Below are 16,297 nucleotides of genomic sequence, written 5' to 3'. Positions count from 1 at the left end.
GCGCTAGCCCATAGATGAACTATGGGCGTCGCACCGCGCCTTGCATCCCATCCCGAGAAGGGGCTTGCGTGACCCCACTTAGATCGTAAACAGGTTCTTAGCCTGGGTTGGCTATCTGCGAAGATAGCGTGCTTTATTTCAAGCAAACCCAGGAGCAAGCATGCAAGACGGTATCCACCCTGAGAGGCTTCATGCCTCTGTGCGCGCATGACGACGAGCGGGCAGCTGGGTTTCGGTTTTGACGAGGGCATGCTGGCGATGGCCGCCGAGGCCGCTGCCGCCAAGCTGCGCAAGCCCAAGGCGCCCAAGCCCGTGGCGCCGGTTCCCGCTGCGCCATCCGCCACGACCAACAGCAACCCCGAGGCCATGGCCCTGGCGCTGGAACAGCACGCCGACTACCGCGTGCTCAGGCGCCTGGTGCCGGCCATGGAATTTCCCGGTACGCCGCTGGGGCCCGTGGCCCATGTCGTGATCCTCGACACCGAAACCACCGGGCTCGACGCCTCGCGCGACCAGATCATGGAGCTGGCGCTGCTGCGCATCCAGGTCGACATCCAGACCGGCCTCGCGATGGGGCCGGTGCAGGTCTACGACGGACTGCGCGACCCCGGCATGCCGGTGCCGAAAATCGCGCGCGAGATTACCGGCATCACCGACGAGATGCTGGCGGGCCAGCAACTGGACATGGCGCGCGTCGCCAGCCTGCTGGAGGGTGTGGACCTCGTCATTGCGCACAACGCCGGTTTTGACCGCCCCTTTGTGGAAGGCCTGATTCCCCAGGCCCAAGCCTTGAACTGGGCCTGCTCTTTCGCCGACATCGACTGGACGGCGGCGGGCCACAGCTCGGCCAAGCTCAGCTACCTGGCCTCCGAACTGGGCTGGTTTTACGATGCGCACCGCGCGGAGATGGACTGCCACGCCCTGCTCAAGGTCTTGATGGCCGGGCTGCCGGGCCTGGGCGTGAACGGGCTGGCGCACCTTCTGGCCGCGTCCCGCTTGCCGAGCTATCGCCTGCAAGCCACCGGCGCGTCTTTCGCGGCCAAAGACTCTCTCAAAAACCGCGGCTATCGCTGGGACAGCACCGCCAAGGTCTGGCACACACGGCTGGGCGGCGACGCCGCACTGCAGGCCGAATGTGAATGGCTGCAGCAGGAAGTCTACGGCGGGCGCGCCGCGCGCCTGGCGTGGGAGCGTTACGACGCCGCAAGCCGTTATTCGGGCCGCCCGGGTACGCCGGGCTGGGCGCAGCTTAACGGCTAAGCCTCCGGATTCTGCGCGGGAACATTCCCGCGCAGGCGGTGTCTGACGGCCTTAGGGATGAATCCCAGGAGTTTCCCCCCCCCCATGAATATCGTTAAAACTGTTTCCGGCGCGGCGCTTGCCGCGCTCGTGGTCCTGGTCGCGGGCTGTGCCACCAGCGTGCAGCCCGGCATGTCGCGCGAGCAGGTCCTCGCGAGCTACGGCACGCCGACGCGTACGGTGCCGCTGGCCTCGGGCACACGCCTGCAATACTCCGCCCAGCCCGCGGGCCAGTGGGCCATCATGGTCGACCTCGATGCCACGGGCAAAGTGGTCAGCAGCAGGCAGGTCCTGAACATCCAGGACTTCTCCAGGATAGAAGTCGACAAATGGACGCGCGCGGACGTGGAGCGAGAGTTCGGACGTCCCGCCAAGATCGATGGTGTGATTTCCTGGTCGGGCGACATCATGACCTACCGCTGGCGCGATGGCGTCCAGGACATGTTCTTCTTTGTCTACCTGGATGCCGGCAACGTGGTGCGGCGTGTCGGCCAGGGCATGGAGTTCCCGGTCCGGGTGAACGACCGCTGACCCAGCGTCTCCTGGCGCGCCGCTTAGTCGCGCGATACAGCGCGGCCGATCTCCGGCCAGCGGTGGTGCAGATACATCCAGGCGACCAGGCCTATGCACATCATGGCCAGCGACACCGCGGCCAGCGCGGGCGTGGAATGCATCACCAGCGGCGCCACGATACCGGCCACGATGCCGTTGGCGGTCGAACCGATAAAGGCCTGCAGCGACGATGCCATGCCGCGCCGCTCAGGGTACAGGTCCAGCACCAGCAGGGTGACGACAGGCACCATCAGCGCCCAGCCAAAGGCGAACACCGCGATCGGGAACAGCGCCCACGAGGCATGCGGCGTGAAGACCAGGTTGGCCGCGAGGTTGAGCACCGAGGTCACCAGCATGATCACGAAGCCGTGGCGTATCTGCTGCTTGGGCGCGATCTTGCCGGCCAGGCGACCGCTGAGCCAGGCGCCAGACATGATGCCGGAGATGGTCAGGATGAAGAACCAGAAGAACTCCGTGGGCTGCAGCGACAGGTGCTCGCCGAGGAAGGCCGGCGCCGACAGCACATACAAAAACATGCCGTTGAAGGGCACGCCGCTGGCCAGCGCCAGCAGCAGAAAGCGCGGGCTGGAGCCCAGCTGCCAGTAGCCGCGCATCAAATGCCGGACCTCGAAGGGCTGGCGATCCAGCGGCGGCAGCGTTTCAGGCAGGAAGCGGAAATTGGTCGTCCAGAGCACCACGCCCACGCCCGTGAGGAACCAGAAGATGCTGTGCCAGCCCAGGTGCACAAACAGCCAGCCGCCCACGATGGGCGCCAGCGCCGGCGCCACGCCGAAATAAATCGTGACCTGGCTCATGACCTGCTGAGCCTGGGCCGGCGGGTACATGTCGCGGATCACGGCGCGCGAGACCACGATGCCCGCGCCCGTCGACAAACCCTGCACGGCGCGGAAGAAAACCAGCTGGCCTATGCTTTGCGACAGCGCGCAGCCGGCCGAGGCCAGCGTGAACAGCGCGATGCCCCAGAGCACCACCGGGCGGCGGCCGAAGCTGTCGGCCAGCGCGCCGTGGAACAGGTTCATGAAGGCAAAACCGAACAGGTAGGCCGACAGCGTCTGCTGCATTTCCACCGGCGAGGCGCCCAGCGACTGCGCGATGCCGGAAAACGCCGGGATGTAGGTGTCGATGGAAAACGGCCCCAGCATGCCCAGGATGGCCAGCAGGGCGGCGAGTGTCCAGCGCGGTGCGCGCCAAAGCTGGTCGGCGTTGGGGTTCATGCGTTTTTGAGTTTGAGGGCGGTTTCGTAGAGTTCGTTGCGGCCCACGCCGGTGATGTCGGCGGCCAGCTTTACGGCGGTCTTCAGCGGCAGTTCGGCCAGCAGCAGTTGCAGCACGCGCATGCCGTCTTCGGCGCTTTCGGGCACGGCGGACGGGTGCAGCACCAGGGCGAATTCGCCGCGCGTGCGCTGCGGCCCGGCGGCCAGCCAGGCCGCGAAGTCCTGCGCCGGCACTGTCGCGATTTCCTCGAACTGTTTGGTCAGCTCGCGCCCCACGGTGACGAGACGTTCTCCCAGCACGGCCATGGCCCGCGCCAGCGCCTCGATGCGGTGCGGCGCCTCGAGGATCACGATGGCCCGCGCGTCGGTTTGCAGCGCGGCAATCGCCTGGTCGCGCTCGCCGGCCTTGCTCGGCAGGAAGCCGGCAAAAACAAATCCGGTTTCACCGCCCGGGCTGCCGAGGCCGGCCACGCTGAGCACCGTGGTGACGCTGCTGGCGCCGGGCAGGGGCATGACGGCCAGGCCGGCCGCGCGCACCGCGGCGACCAGGCGCGCGCCGGGGTCGCTCACGGCCGGCGTGCCGGCGTCGCTGACATAGGCCACGCGCTCGCCGCGCTGCAGGCGCTCAATCACCAGGCCGGCGGCCTGCGCCTCGTTGTGTTCATGCACCGCGAGCAATGGCTTGTCGATGCCGTACTGGCGCAGCAGAGGCTGGGAATGGCGTTTGTCTTCACAGGCAATCGCGTCAACCAGCTGCAGCACCTGCAGCGCGCGCAGGCTGATGTCGGCCAGGTTGCCGATGGGCGTGGCCACGACATACAGCGCGCTTTCCGGATAATGCTGCATGCCCGCCGCGGCGCGCGCCGCATCCAGTGCCAGTTCGAAAGAAGCGTTCAATGTGGTTTTCCAGAAAACAGGTTTCCAAGGTGCCGCCGGCGGCCGCGGTCGCCGACGCGCGTCCCTTGCCCGGGCAGGTTACCACCAAGTCGCGCGGTGACGCGGCGGAGTCCGCCGCGCGCGCCTGCCTGGTGCGGGCCGGCCTGCGCTTCGTGGAAGCCAATTACCGCACCCCCGGCCGTGGCGGCGGCGAGATCGACCTGGTGATGCGCGCGCCCGACGGCACGCTGGTGTTCGTGGAAGTGCGCCAGCGGGCGGGTGACTCGCATGGCGGCGCGGCGGCCAGCATCAGCGCCGCCAAGCAGCAGCGCATCGTGCTGGCGGCGCGCCACTACCTGATGCGTTTCTCCAGCCCGCCGCCCTGCCGTTTTGACGTGGTGCTGGTCAACGGCGCGCTGGGCGACACAATGGGCGCCGCCATCGAGTGGCTGCCGGCCGCGTTTGATGCTTCGTGAATGAGAGCCCGTCGGCGCCAGGCGCCGGCTTCGTCAGGCCTGGAATTCGCTGGGATGCACGGTCTCGAACATCTTGTTGTCGCGTAGGAAGGCGACGATCCAGTGACCGAACTTCTGCGTGAAATGCACGGGAACGGCTTCGTTGAGCGCGAGCGCGATGGACTGACGGACGGACACGTCAATGTCGAGGTTGTCCGAGGGCGGCACGTCCACGCGTATCAGCATGAAGGTGTCGCGGTCCTGCAGCTCCACGCTCGGAGACGGCCATCTCGCGGCCGTCGCGCGCATAAAGGCGGCGGCTGCGTTCCTGGCGACCTCGGGATCAAAGACGGGACTGCTCATGGGGGTGCGTGGACTTCGCTCTTTTAGTAACTGTGTGTATCGATGATGGCCCAATCCTCCCCGGCGCGGCCGTCGCGGGCGGAGTTTTCAGAGGGAAGCGGGCATAGTTCCGGTAACTAGTTCCGGTTTCAGCCCTGTCATTCAAGCCATGTCATTTGCGGGTTGGCCGGAGGGGCCGGCCGTTCGCAAAGCCTCTGATTCTATAAAGATTGCGAAGGGGAGCGGCTGCAGTTTGTCGCGGAAGCTCGAGCAGGCAGGCCTGGGTGCGAAGGGCAACCCCGACCCGCTATCATTGGCCCATGCTTGAACAACGCATAGAACAACAATTTATCGACAGCGCCGACCTCAAGTACCAGGCGGCCCAGGTCCTGTCCAAGCCGATCGCGGCGGCGGTCCAGGCCATTCTGGCCAGCGTCACCAGCGGCGGCAAGGTGCTGGCCTGCGGCAATGGCGGATCGGCCGCCGACGCCCAGCATTTCGCGGCCGAGTTCGTCGGCCGCTACGAACGCGAAAGGCCCGAGCTGGGCGCGATCGCCCTGACGACGGACAGCTCCATCATCACGGCCATCGCCAACGACTACGATTTTTCGGTGATCTTCTCCAAGCAGGTCCGCGCGCTCGGCGGTGCCGGCGACGTGCTGCTGGCCATGAGCACCAGCGGCAACTCGGCCAATGTGCTGGCCGCCATCGAGGCCGCCCACGAGCGCGAGATGACCGTGGTGGCCCTGACGGGCCGCGGCGGCGGCAAGATCACCCACGCGCTGCGTGAAACCGATGTGCATGTCTGCGTTCCGCATGAGCGGACCGCGCGTATCCAGGAAGTGCACCTTCTCGTCCTCCATTGCATCTGCGATGGCGTGGACACCCAGTTACTAGGCGACCAGGAGACCTCTGTATGAAATTTGTCCGGTTTAAACGGCTGACTTTGGCCATCATGACGGCGACCTTGCTGGGCGGCACGCTGACGGCCTGCTTCCCGCTGGTCGTGGGCGGCGTCGCGGGCGGCGCGCTGGTGGCGACCGACCGCCGCACCTCCGGCGCGCAGCTTGAGGACGAGGGCATTGAATTGCGCGCCACCAGCCGCATCCGCAGCAACGTCGGCGAGCGCGTGCACGTCAACCTGACCAGCTACAACCGGCAGGTGCTGCTCACGGGAGAAGTGCCGAATGCCCAGGACAAGCAACTGGTCGAGCAGATCGTCGCGCGCGTGGAAAACGTGAACTCGGTGGTCAACGAACTGGCCATCATGGGCAACGCGACCCTGACGCAGCGCTCTTCCGACGTCCTGGTCACCGGCCGCGTCAAGGCCATGCTGGTCGATGCGCGTGATTTGTCTTCCAACGCCTTCAAGGTGGTGACCGAGCGCGGCACGACCTACCTGATGGGCCGCGTCACGCAGCGTGAAGCCGATCGCGCCACCGAGGTGGTGCGTTCGACGCCTGGCGTGCAGAAGGTCATCCGGATTTTCGAAGTCATCAGCGAAGAAGAACTGGCGCGCATGCTGCCGGCCAAACCGGCCCCGGCGCCGGCTGGAAGCAACAAGCCCGCAGGCAGCTGAAGCAAGGCAAAGCAAAGCAAAGCGGCTGCACCGGTTCATCCGGTGCAGCCGCTTTTTCTTTGGCTGTGTCCGCCTTGAGGCGCTCTACTTGAGGCGTTTTATGAGGCTCGAAGTATCCCAGCGCTGGCCGCCCATGGCCTGCACGTCGGCGTAGAACTGGTCGACGAGGGCCGTGACGGGGAGCCGGGCGCCGTTGCGCTTGGCCTCGTCCAGCACCAGGCCCAGGTCCTTGCGCATCCAGTCGACGGCGAAGCCGAAATCAAACTTGTCGGCCACCATGGTCTTGCCGCGGTTGTCGAGCTGCCAGCTTTGCGCCGCTCCCTTGCCGATCACGTCCAGCACCTGGTTCACGTCCAGCCCGGCCTTCTGGCCGAAGGCGACCGCCTCGCTCAAGCCCTGCACCAGGCCGGCGATGCAGATCTGGTTGACCATCTTGGTGAGCTGGCCCGCGCCGCTGGCGCCCATCAGCGTGAAGGCCTTGGAAAACGCCATGCCGGCGGGCTTGACGGCGTCGAAGGCCGCGGCGTCGCCACCGCACATCACGGTCAGCGCGCCGTTCTGCGCGCCGGCCTGGCCGCCCGACACCGGGGCGTCGATGAACTGCAGGCCGAGCTTGGCGGCAGCCGCGTAGAGTTCGCGCGCCACGTCGGCCGATGCCGTGGTGTGGTCGACAAAAATCGCGCCCGGCTTCATGCCGGCGAAGGCGCCGTCCGCACCCAACGTGACGGCGCGCAGGTCGTCGTCATTGCCGACACAACAGAACACGATGTCGGCGCCGGCCACCGCCAGGCGCGGCAGGGCAGCGTGCGCCGGCTTGGTCGTGGCTGCGTATTCGGCGACCCAGGCAGCGGCCTTGGCGGGGCTGCGGTTGTAGACCGTGACGCTGTGGCCGGCCAGCGCCAGGTGGCCGGCCATGGGATAGCCCATGACGCCCAGGCCCAGGAAGGCGACCTGGCGGGGAGTGGAGGATTCGTAGGTTTTGGCGGTGGTGCTGGACATGGGGAGTTGCCTGAAAGAGGAATGGGAAGGACGAACGGGAGCCGCCGGCGCGAAGCCGGCAGGCTGCCCGGACTTAAACGATGGCGAAGTTTTCGGTACCGGCTGCCAGGTCGGTCGACTTGGCGCGCGTCGAGTTGAGTTTGATCTGCAGGCGCAGGTCGTTCACCGAGTCGGCGTTGCGCAGGGCGTCTTCGTAGGTGATGAAGTGGCTTTCGAAGGCGTCATACAGGGCCTGGTCGAAGGTCTGCATGCCCAGGTTGCGGCTTTTCTTCATGATCTCCTTGATCTCGGAGACTTCGCCCTTGAAGATCAGGTCGGAGATCAGCGGCGAGTTGAGCATGACTTCCACCGCGGCGAAACGGCCCTTGCCGTCCTGCTTGGGCACCAGGCGCTGTGAGATCATGGCCTTGAGGTTGAGCGACAAGTCCATCAGCAGCTGGGTGCGGCGCTCTTCGGGGAAGAAGTTGATCACGCGGTCCAGCGCCTGGTTGGCGCTGTTGGCGTGCAGCGTGGCCAGGCACAGGTGGCCGGTCTCGGCGAAGGCGATGGCGTGCTCCATGGTTTCGCGGTCGCGGATCTCGCCCATCAGGATCACGTCGGGCGCCTGGCGCAGCGTGTTTTTCAGGGCCGCTTCCCAGCTGTCGGTGTCCAGGCCCACTTCGCGCTGCGTGATCACGCAGTTCTTGTGCGCGTGCACGAACTCCACCGGGTCTTCAATCGTGATGATGTGGCCGTAGGACTGTTCGTTGCGCCAGTCCACCATGGCGGCCAGGGTGGTGGATTTGCCCGAGCCGGTGGCGCCGACCAGGATGGTCAGGCCGCGCTTGCTCATTACCACTTCCTTGAGCACCTGGGGCACGCCCAGCCCGTCGATGGTCGGCAGCACGGCCGGGATGGTCCGCATCACCATGCCGACTTTGCCCTGCTGGATGAAGGCATTCACGCGAAAACGCCCCACACCGGGCGGCGAGATCGCGAAATTGCATTCCTTGGTGCGCTCAAACTCCGCCGCCTGCTTGTCGTTCATGATGGAACGCGCCAGCGCCAGCGTGTGGTTGGCGTTGAGCGGTTGCGGCGATACCTTGGTCACCTTGCCGTCCACTTTCATGGCCGGCGGGAAGTCGCCCGTGATGAACAGGTCGCTGCCGTTGCGGCTGACCATGAGTTTCAGCAAGTCGTTGATGAATTTACTGGCCTGGTCGCGTTCCATTTGCGACTCCTTTCAAACAGATTCTGTTGTCGACGGAAGACGGCGGGATAAGTCAGCCCGGGAAGTTTTCCGGGATTTTGGCCTTGCCGCGCGCCTCGGCGGCAGAGATCACATTGCGCTTGACCAAGTCCGTCAGATTCTGGTCCAGCGTCTGCATGCCCACACTGTTACCGGTCTGGATGGACGAATACATCTGCGCGACCTTGGCTTCGCGGATCAAATTGCGGATGGCGCTGGTGCCCAGCATGATTTCGTGGGCCGCCACCCGGCCCGCGCCGTCCTTGGTCTTGCACAGCGTCTGCGAAATCACCGCCTGCAGCGACTCCGACAGCATGGAGCGGATCATTTCCTTTTCCTCGGCAGGGAACACGTCAATGATCCGGTCAATCGTCTTGGCGGCGCTGGAGGTGTGCAGCGTGCCGAAGACCAGGTGGCCGGTTTCAGCGGCCGACATGGCCAGTCGAATGGTTTCCAGGTCGCGCATTTCACCCACCAGGATGGCGTCCGGGTCTTCGCGCAGCGCGGATTTCAGCGCGGCGTTGAAGCTCAGGGTGTGTGGTCCGACCTCACGCTGGTTGATCAGGCATTTTTTGGATTCGTGCACGAACTCGATCGGGTCTTCCACCGTGAGGATGTGGCCGTACTCGTTTTCATTCAAAAAGTTGACCATGGCCGCCAGCGTGGTGGACTTGCCCGAGCCCGTGGGGCCGGTGACCAGCACCATGCCGCGCGGCTTCATGGCCAGGTCGCCGAAAATCTTGGGTGCGTTGAGCTGCTCCAGCGTCAGGATCTTGGACGGAATGGTCCGCAGCACGGCGCCGGCACCGCGGTTCTGGTTGAAAGCATTGACCCGGAAGCGGGCCAGCCCGTCGATTTCAAAGGAAAAGTCGACCTCGAGGAATTCTTCGTAGGTTTTGCGCTGGGTGTCGTTCATGATGTCGTACACCATGGCATGCACCTGCTTGTGGTCCAGCGGGTCGATGTTGATGCGGCGCACGTCGCCGTGAACCCGGATCATGGGCGGCAGGCCAGCCGATAAGTGCAAGTCAGACGCCTTGTTCTTGACGCTAAAAGCCAGCAACTGCGTGATATCCATCCCGAGACCCTTTGAAAATGGTTTTCAAACTAAGTTTACAGTTCGATTATGACCACGATTGTGCGCAATCTCCAGCTAGTCCGTGACCGTATCACCACGGCCTGCGTCGCCGCCGGGCGGAACCCGGCCACCGTACGTCTGTTGGCCGTGTCCAAGACCTTTGGCGCTGACGCCGTGGCCGACGCCGCTTCGGACGGGCAACGTGCCTTCGGCGAGAACTACATCGCAGAGGGCGTGGAGAAAATCCTGGCGCTGCGCGATCGGCCTGGCGAGCCCCTGGAGTGGCACTGCATAGGCCCGGTGCAAAGCAATAAAACCCGTCTGGTCGCCGAGCACTTTGACTGGGTGCAGTCGGTCGACCGGCTSAAGATCGCCCAGCGCCTGAGCGAGCAGCGGCCCGATAACCTGCCGCCGCTGCAGATCTGCCTGCAGGTCAACATCGACGGCGGCGCCAACAAGTCGGGCCTGGTGCCGGACGAAGTCCTGGCCCTGGCGCGGGAGGTCGCGCAACTGCCGCGCCTGGTCCTGCGCGGCCTGATGGCCATTCCCGAACCGGCGGCGGATTTTGATTCGGCTTGCGCTGTACACACCAGAACCAAGGCTGTTTTTGACGCCGTCAACGCCTCCGGTGCCCTGACCCTCCCTATGGATACCTTGTCGCTGGGCATGACGGCGGATCTCGAGGCCGCCATCCATGCGGGCAGCACCATGGTCCGTGTAGGTACTGCAATATTTGGCAGTAGATGACTCTCTAACCCAGCAGGGGCCGCGGAACTGGCTTTGCCAGGCCGCAGGCGCAGCGCCCCCTCGGGGGGCAGCGCATTACACGCAGCCGAAGGCGAAGTGAAAAGCGTGGGGGCTCTATTTCTTGGGCACGGCGATCGGTTTGATATTGCCGCAATCAGCCGCCAGCCACTTGCCCGAAGCGTCCATGCTCATCTTCTCGGGCTTGCCCTTGACGGTGGTCGTGGTGTTCATCTTCATGGTGTAGGCGGTGTCGCCAGAGAAGGTCATCACACCTTCGCCGCTGGAAGGCGGCTGCGTGCAGACATAGGAAAACTTCATGGTGTTGCCGCTGCGCGGCGACTGGGTGGTCTTGCAGTCGCCTTGCTGCTGCTGCGGCAACTCATTGCGCTCGGCCATCTCCTTGGTGATGCACATCTTCATGCTCATGCCGCCGCCGCTGCCCGGCGCCATGGACATGCCCTGCTTGGCCATCATGTCCTGCATCTGCTTGCGTTGCTCGGGAGACATTCCGGCCATCTGCTTTTCCATGTTGGCCATGGCTTTTTCCATCTCGCCGGAGCTGGACTGCATTTTGTTGGTGATTTCCCACAAGCCCGGCTTGGTGGTTTGCGCGGCGGCGCCGGCGGCGAAGGCCAGCGCGGCGGCGGCCAGGAGAGGGGTGGTGAATTTCATGGACATTCCTGTTGTTGAAGTGCAAAACGGAAGCAGCTCGCATTATTGCCAGCGGCTGGGGCTTGGCAAGCCCGGGCATGCCCAGGCCTTCCAGGTCAGCGCATGAACTTCCCGCCGCGCCCGATGATGGTCAGGTCGGTATAGCGCGAGCCTTCGTGGCTTTTGGGCCCGTAGCTCACGGTGAAACCGCCCATGTTGTGGTCGCGCATGGATTCGAGCGCCGTCATCAGGCTCTCGCGGGTCAGGTTCTTGCCGGCGCGGCGCAGGCCTTCGGTGAACACCTTGGCCGCGAGGAAGCCCTCCATGCTGGAGAAATCAAAATCCTTGTGGCCGGCTTCCACCATGCGTTGCTGGTATTCCCGCACGATGGCCGACGATGGCGTGTACGGGAAGGGCACGACCTGCGAAATCGTCACGCCGGCCCCGGCATCTCCCAGTTCCTCGCCCAGCGCCTTGGAGCCGACAAAACTCACGTTGAAGAACTGGCCGCCGTAGGCCTTGGCCCTGGCCTGCTTGATCAGGGCCGCGCAGGATTTGTAGGCGCTGATCTGGATCACGGCTTCCGGTGCGGCCTTGAGGATTTCCGCCAGCGGCGCAGCCACGTCCACGCTGTTTCGCTCAACGGTGACGCTGGCGGCCGGCTTGAGGTTGCGTTTGGTCAAGGCCCGCATCACGCCTTCGAGCCCGGCCTTGCCGTAGGAATCGTTCTGGTAGAAGACGGCGATTTTGGTGATGCCGACGGTGCTCAGGTGCTGCACGATGCGCTCGGTTTCGTCAAAGTAGCTGGCGCGCACGTGGAAGAGATTGCGGTTGAAGGGCTCGCGCAGGGCCTGCGCGCCGGTGAAGGGGCCGATCAGGGGGATGCCCGCGGCGTTGATCGCCGGCACCGCCGCCAGCGTGGTCGGCGTTCCGACCGAGCCGATCAGCGCGAACACCTTGTCTTCCTCGATCAGCGCCTTGACGGCCGCGGCGGCTTTTTCGGGTTCGTAGCCGTCATCGCGCGAGACCAGTTTGAGCGTCCGGCCGCTGATCCCGCCCGCGGCATTGACCGAATTGAAGTGGGCCAATATGCCCAGCTGCATGCGTTTGCCCAGTTCGGCCGCGGGGCCGGTCTGGGCGGCGAATTGCCCGACCTGTATTTCCGCGTCCGTGACGCCGGTTTCCGCGGCGTGGGTGGAAAAGACGGAAAAGGTAGAAAGGGCCAGCAACACTGTGCCGCACGAGAACCATGGCTTGACGTTCATCTGGAGAACCCTCCCGGCGCAATGCCGATGTGTCCGGCTACGGCTTGGCTTATGCAATCCGCTTCTTAGGTACCCGCAAGGTATGCCAAGGTGGGCTGCTTGGCAACACGGTTAGCCCTCACCGAGGGGGTTTGGGGCCGAAAAATGTGTAAAACGGCCTGAAAATGACATAAAACCGCGAGTTTTCGGGCGTTTGCCTTTCGGCGGGATTACACGCCCAGCGCCAGGCGGGTGGTGTTCTTGACTTCTTCCATCACCGCGTAAGTCCGGGTTTCACGCACGCCCGGCAGCTGCCACAGCACGGTGCCGGCAAAAGAGCGGTAGGCCGCCATGTCGGCCATGCGGGTCTTGAGCAGGTAATCGAAGCCGCCGGCCACCATGTGGCATTCGGTGATTTCGTGGTGCACCTGCACCGCCGCCTTGAAGGCTTCGAACACATTGGGTGTGGTGCGGTCCAGCAGCACCTCGACAAACACCATCATGCCGGCGCCCAGCTTGAGCGGGTTGAGCAGGGCCTCGTAACCCAAGATGTAGCCGTCCCGGGTCAGCCGCTGCACGCGGGCCAGCACGGCGGTCGGCGACAGGGCCACGCTCTCGGCCAGCTTGAGGTTGGAGATCCGGCCGTCCTGCTGCAGAACATTCAGGATTTTGAGGTCAATGCGGTCAATTTCTGGCGAGGCTTCAAACATGAGTAGTGAATTATTCGGTTAACTTACCAAATTTAGCGGGAAATTCAGCATTATTCAATGGAACATCGCTGCATCCACTGAATAAGTAGCCCAAACCGTCAAATCCTCCATGGAGTCCCCGATGCCCGCCTCTCCCCGCCTGCCTTTCCCTTACCGTCCTGAAGCCGACATCGTGGCCGGCCAATTGCGGGGCCTGGCCGGCGCACTGGACTGGGCGGCGGCGGCGCATTCTGCCCAGCCCTGGGTGCAGGCCGTGCGCGACAACCCGCCGCCTTTCTGGGCCATGGAAAGCCTGCTCAAGGAATAYCCSATYTCCAGYGCCGARGGCCTGGCCCTGATGCGCCTGGCCGAGGCCTTGCTGCGCGTGCCGGACGCCGAAACGGCGATCGCGCTCACGGCTGACCAGCTGGGGCGCGCGGATTTCGACGGCGCCGGCGACGGTGTGATGGCGCGCCTGTCGGCTTCCGCCATCGCGATGTCCAAGATGTTCTTGCCCGAAGGCGGCCAGCCCAATCTCATGAGCAAGCTGGGCGCGCGCACCGTCGTGGCCGCCACCCTGCGCGCCGTGCAGCTGCTGGGCCGCCAGTTTGTGCTGGGCCAGACCATCGGCGACGCCATGGCCGAAGCCGACGACAGCCGCAAGAAAATCCCGAATTTGCGCTTCAGCTACGACATGCTGGGCGAGGGCGCGCGCACCGACGCCGACGCGCTGCGCTACCTGGCGAGCTACACCAACGCCATCCAGGCCATCGCCGCCGGTGCGAATGCCGCAGGCGCCACGGAAAAAAACGACGGCATCTCCATCAAGCTCAGCGCGCTGCACCCGCGCTACGAAGACGCCCAGCGCGAACGGGTGATGGCCGAGCTGGTGCCGCGCGTCTGGGGCCTGTGCGAGCTGTCGGCCCGGGCCAACATCAACCTCACCATTGACGCCGAGGAGGTTGACCGGCTTGAGCTGTCGCTGGACGTTTTCGAGGCGCTGGCCGCCTTGGTCGCAAAACACCATCCGCAGTGGCAGGGCTTCGGCCTGGCCATGCAGGCCTACCAGACGCGCGCACTCGATCTGATTGCCCACATCGCCGCGATAGCCCGCAAATACAAGCTGCGCCTGATGTGCCGGCTGGTCAAGGGCGCCTACTGGGATTCGGAAATCAAGCGCGCGCAGGAGATGGGCCTGCCGCACTACCCGGTGTTCACGCACAAGCACCACACCGACGTGTCCTACCTGGCCTGTGCCCAGGCCCTGCTGGCTGCGCCCGATGCGATCTACCCGCAGTTCGCCGGCCACAATGCCGCGACCATCGCCGCGATTTTGCAGATGGCTTCGCGCAACGCCGTACCGTTTGAGCTGCAGCGCCTGCACGGCATGGGCGAGGGCGTGTTCCGCGAGGTGCTCAAGAACCCGCTGATCAGCTGCCGCGTCTACGCTCCCGTGGGCGCGCACCGCGACCTGCTGGCCTACCTGGTGCGCCGCCTGCTCGAGAACGGCGCCAATTCCTCCTTTGTGCACCAGCTCGCCGACGAGTCGGTCGGCATGGGCGAGCTGCTGACCTCCCCGCTGCGGCTGGAGCCCGACGCCTCGCTGCCGTTGCCGCCCGCACTCTACGGCCCCGGCCGTCCCAACAGCCTGGGGCTGGACCTCACGGTGGAAAGCATGCGCGCGCCGCTGCTGGCTGCGCTGGCTACCACACCGGTGCCGGTGGTGCCGGAATTTGATCCCCGGCAGGCCGGCGGCCTGGTGGAGAAGAGCGCCAAGGCCTATCAACAATGGAGCAAGGTGGACGTGGCCGAACGCGCGGCCGTCCTGCGCCGCGCTGCCGACGCGATGGAGCGGCAGATGCCGAAGTTCTGCGCGCTGCTGGTCAAGGAAGCCTTCAAGACCTGGGGCRACGCCGTGTCGGAAGTGCGCGAGGCGGTGGACTTCCTGCGCTACTACGCCAACGAGGCCGAGCGCATCATGCAGCCTGTGGCCTTGCCCGGCCCGACCGGCGAGACCAACGAGCTACGCCTCACGGCGCGCGGCCCCTGGGTCTGCATCAGCCCCTGGAATTTCCCGCTGGCCATCTTCACCGGCCAGGTCGCGGCCGCGCTGGCCACCGGCAATACCGTGCTGGCCAAGCCCGCCGAGCAGACCCCGGGCGTGGCCTGGGAGGCCGTCAAGCTGCTGCATGAAGCCGGCGTGCCCGAAGGCGCGCTGCAGCTCGCGCATGGCCCCGGCGACACCGTGGGCGCGGCGCTGGTGGCGGCGCCCCAGGTGGCCGGCGTGGTCTTCACCGGCTCCACCCAGGTCGCCAAGATCATCAACCGCGCGCTGGCCGCCAAGGACGGCCCCATCGTCCCGCTGATCGCCGAGACCGGCGGCATCAACGCCATGCTGGTCGACAGTACGGCCCTGCCCGAGCAGGTCGCCGACGCGGTGGTGCAGAGCGCGTTCCGTTCCGCCGGCCAGCGCTGTTCGGCGCTGCGTCTGCTGTGCGTGCACGAAGGCATCGCCGACCACGTGATCGCCATGATCAAAGGCGCGGCACAGGAACTGGCAGCCGGCGAAACCGCCGACCTCGCCACCGACGTCGGCCCGGTGATTGACCGCGAAGCGTTTGACAACATCCAGAAGCACTTGCAGCGCTTGAACTCCAGCGCCAAGGCACTGGTCACCCCGGCACAGCACGCACAGGCTGCGTCCGGCCCGCTGGCCAACCTGATCCCGCCCGCAGCCTTTGAAGTGCCCAGCCTGGCCGACGTGAAAGACGAAATCTTCGGCCCCGTGCTGCAGGTTGTGCGCTGGGGCAGCGGCGGCCTCAAGGACCCGCAGGCCGTGATCGCGCAGATCAACGCGCTGGGCTACGGCCTCACCCTGGGCATACAGACCCGTATCGACTCCCGCGCGCAGGCGCTGGCTGCGGCCGCGCACGTCGGCAACATCTACGTCAATCGCAACATGATTGGTGCGGTGGTGGGGGTGCAGCCGTTTGGGGGAGAGGGACTCTCCGGGACTGGCCCCAAGGCCGGTGGGCCGCATTACCTTTATCGCTTCTGTGCTGAGCAGACGGTCACTGTGAATACGACTGCGGCTGGGGGAAATGCGGCTCTCCTGGCTGGAGGGGCTTGATAGTCGGTTCTTGTTCCGACGGGCGCTTTCTCTGCTGAGGGTGGTTGGCCGGGGGTTGCCCGGCAGCAAGTAACTTTCTTTTGCTTCGCCAAAAGAAAGTCACCAAAGAAAAGGCGACCCGCAGTCTGGGTCCCTACGCTTCGCTTCGGGCAACCTGCGGTGCTCGACTACGGCGGGGTCTCGCGCAAACTCGC

The 16,297-nt window shown here is 65.2% G+C and carries 16 protein-coding genes; 7 read left to right on the top strand and 9 right to left on the bottom strand.

Going from position 1 to position 16,297, the window contains the following annotated elements; all coding sequences use genetic code 11:
* The first annotated feature begins 207 nt into the window (after window positions 1–207).
* Together AC1D1Y_RS24610 and AC1D1Y_RS24605 are read left to right on the top strand one after the other, a co-directional pair.
* Entirely contained in the window at window positions 208–1,260 is a 1,053-nt protein-coding gene (locus AC1D1Y_RS24610) for a 3'-5' exonuclease (protein WP_477684650.1), read from the top strand.
* 84 nt (window positions 1,261–1,344) lie between these two features.
* Window positions 1,345–1,830 carry a hypothetical protein gene (locus AC1D1Y_RS24605; protein WP_477684649.1) on the top strand — a complete coding sequence of 162 codons (486 nt, stop codon included), beginning with the start codon at window positions 1,345–1,347 and terminating at the stop codon, window positions 1,828–1,830.
* Window positions 1,831–1,853: 23 nt separating this feature from the next.
* Here AC1D1Y_RS24605 and AC1D1Y_RS24600 read toward each other — a convergent pair whose 3' ends face one another.
* Together AC1D1Y_RS24600 and rsmI are read right to left on the bottom strand one after the other, a co-directional pair.
* Window positions 1,854–3,086, bottom strand: a complete 1,233-nt coding sequence (locus AC1D1Y_RS24600) for a multidrug effflux MFS transporter (protein WP_477675977.1) — start codon at window positions 3,084–3,086, stop codon at window positions 1,854–1,856.
* Window positions 3,083–3,931 (bottom strand): 16S rRNA (cytidine(1402)-2'-O)-methyltransferase, encoded by an 849-nt coding sequence (gene rsmI / locus AC1D1Y_RS24595; protein WP_477684651.1) that lies wholly within the window; start codon window positions 3,929–3,931, stop codon window positions 3,083–3,085. Before rsmI ends, AC1D1Y_RS24600 begins: the two co-directional genes overlap by 4 nt.
* A gap of 50 nt (window positions 3,932–3,981) precedes the next feature.
* Between rsmI and AC1D1Y_RS24590 the strand changes: the two genes are divergently transcribed.
* On the top strand, window positions 3,982–4,437 hold the full coding sequence (locus AC1D1Y_RS24590) for a YraN family protein (RefSeq protein WP_477684648.1): 456 nt from the start codon (window positions 3,982–3,984) through the stop codon (window positions 4,435–4,437).
* A 33-nt stretch (window positions 4,438–4,470) separates the two neighbouring features.
* Here AC1D1Y_RS24590 and AC1D1Y_RS24585 read toward each other — a convergent pair whose 3' ends face one another.
* Window positions 4,471–4,779 carry a hypothetical protein gene (locus AC1D1Y_RS24585; protein ID WP_477684647.1) on the bottom strand — a complete coding sequence of 103 codons (309 nt, stop codon included), beginning with the start codon at window positions 4,777–4,779 and terminating at the stop codon, window positions 4,471–4,473.
* A 299-nt stretch (window positions 4,780–5,078) separates the two neighbouring features.
* Between AC1D1Y_RS24585 and AC1D1Y_RS24580 the strand changes: the two genes are divergently transcribed.
* Both AC1D1Y_RS24580 and AC1D1Y_RS24575 read left to right on the top strand, forming a co-directional pair.
* Window positions 5,079–5,678: a phosphoheptose isomerase gene (locus AC1D1Y_RS24580; protein WP_436155896.1), complete on the top strand. Its 600-nt coding sequence runs from the start codon at window positions 5,079–5,081 to the stop codon at window positions 5,676–5,678.
* Window positions 5,675–6,337: a BON domain-containing protein gene (locus AC1D1Y_RS24575; RefSeq protein WP_477684646.1), complete on the top strand. Its 663-nt coding sequence runs from the start codon at window positions 5,675–5,677 to the stop codon at window positions 6,335–6,337. Before AC1D1Y_RS24580 ends, AC1D1Y_RS24575 begins: the two co-directional genes overlap by 4 nt.
* Window positions 6,338–6,421: 84 nt before the next feature.
* Here the strand turns inward: AC1D1Y_RS24575 and AC1D1Y_RS24570 are convergent, their stop codons facing one another.
* The 3 genes from AC1D1Y_RS24570 to AC1D1Y_RS24560 form a co-directional block, all read right to left on the bottom strand.
* Entirely contained in the window at window positions 6,422–7,336 is a 915-nt protein-coding gene (locus AC1D1Y_RS24570) for an NAD(P)-dependent oxidoreductase (protein ID WP_477684645.1), read from the bottom strand.
* Between the two features lie 73 nt (window positions 7,337–7,409).
* Window positions 7,410–8,546 (bottom strand): PilT/PilU family type 4a pilus ATPase, encoded by a 1,137-nt coding sequence (locus tag AC1D1Y_RS24565; RefSeq protein WP_477655722.1) that lies wholly within the window; start codon window positions 8,544–8,546, stop codon window positions 7,410–7,412.
* 52 nt (window positions 8,547–8,598) lie between these two features.
* Complete coding sequence (locus AC1D1Y_RS24560; RefSeq protein ID WP_436155900.1) at window positions 8,599–9,642, bottom strand: type IV pilus twitching motility protein PilT; 1,044 nt, start codon at window positions 9,640–9,642, stop codon at window positions 8,599–8,601.
* Between the two features lie 48 nt (window positions 9,643–9,690).
* Here AC1D1Y_RS24560 and AC1D1Y_RS24555 point away from each other — a divergent pair, with 48 nt between their 5' ends.
* Window positions 9,691–10,389 (top strand): YggS family pyridoxal phosphate-dependent enzyme, encoded by a 699-nt coding sequence (locus AC1D1Y_RS24555; protein WP_477684644.1) that lies wholly within the window; start codon window positions 9,691–9,693, stop codon window positions 10,387–10,389.
* 114 nt (window positions 10,390–10,503) lie between these two features.
* On the opposite strand, the gene AC1D1Y_RS24550 is transcribed toward AC1D1Y_RS24555, so the two are convergent.
* The 3 genes from AC1D1Y_RS24550 to AC1D1Y_RS24540 all read right to left on the bottom strand — a co-directional run bounded on the left by AC1D1Y_RS24550 (window position 10,504) and on the right by AC1D1Y_RS24540 (window position 12,994).
* Window positions 10,504–11,061 (bottom strand): DUF3617 domain-containing protein, encoded by a 558-nt coding sequence (locus tag AC1D1Y_RS24550; RefSeq protein ID WP_477684643.1) that lies wholly within the window; start codon window positions 11,059–11,061, stop codon window positions 10,504–10,506.
* A gap of 95 nt (window positions 11,062–11,156) precedes the next feature.
* Window positions 11,157–12,305 (bottom strand): ABC transporter substrate-binding protein, encoded by a 1,149-nt coding sequence (locus tag AC1D1Y_RS24545; protein ID WP_477684642.1) that lies wholly within the window; start codon window positions 12,303–12,305, stop codon window positions 11,157–11,159.
* A 209-nt stretch (window positions 12,306–12,514) separates the two neighbouring features.
* A complete protein-coding gene (locus tag AC1D1Y_RS24540) occupies window positions 12,515–12,994 on the bottom strand; it encodes an Lrp/AsnC ligand binding domain-containing protein (RefSeq protein WP_092130297.1) in 480 nt (159 codons plus the stop codon).
* Between the two features lie 121 nt (window positions 12,995–13,115).
* Here AC1D1Y_RS24540 and AC1D1Y_RS24535 point away from each other — a divergent pair, with 121 nt between their 5' ends.
* Window positions 13,116–16,103: an L-glutamate gamma-semialdehyde dehydrogenase gene (locus AC1D1Y_RS24535; RefSeq protein ID WP_477684641.1), complete on the top strand. Its 2,988-nt coding sequence runs from the start codon at window positions 13,116–13,118 to the stop codon at window positions 16,101–16,103.
* Window positions 16,104–16,297 lie beyond the last annotated feature (194 nt).

Source organism: Polaromonas sp. P1_G1 (genome assembly GCF_056405595.1).
The sequence above is the reverse complement of the archived record's forward strand: the minus strand, read 5'-3'. Positions and strand labels throughout refer to the sequence as shown.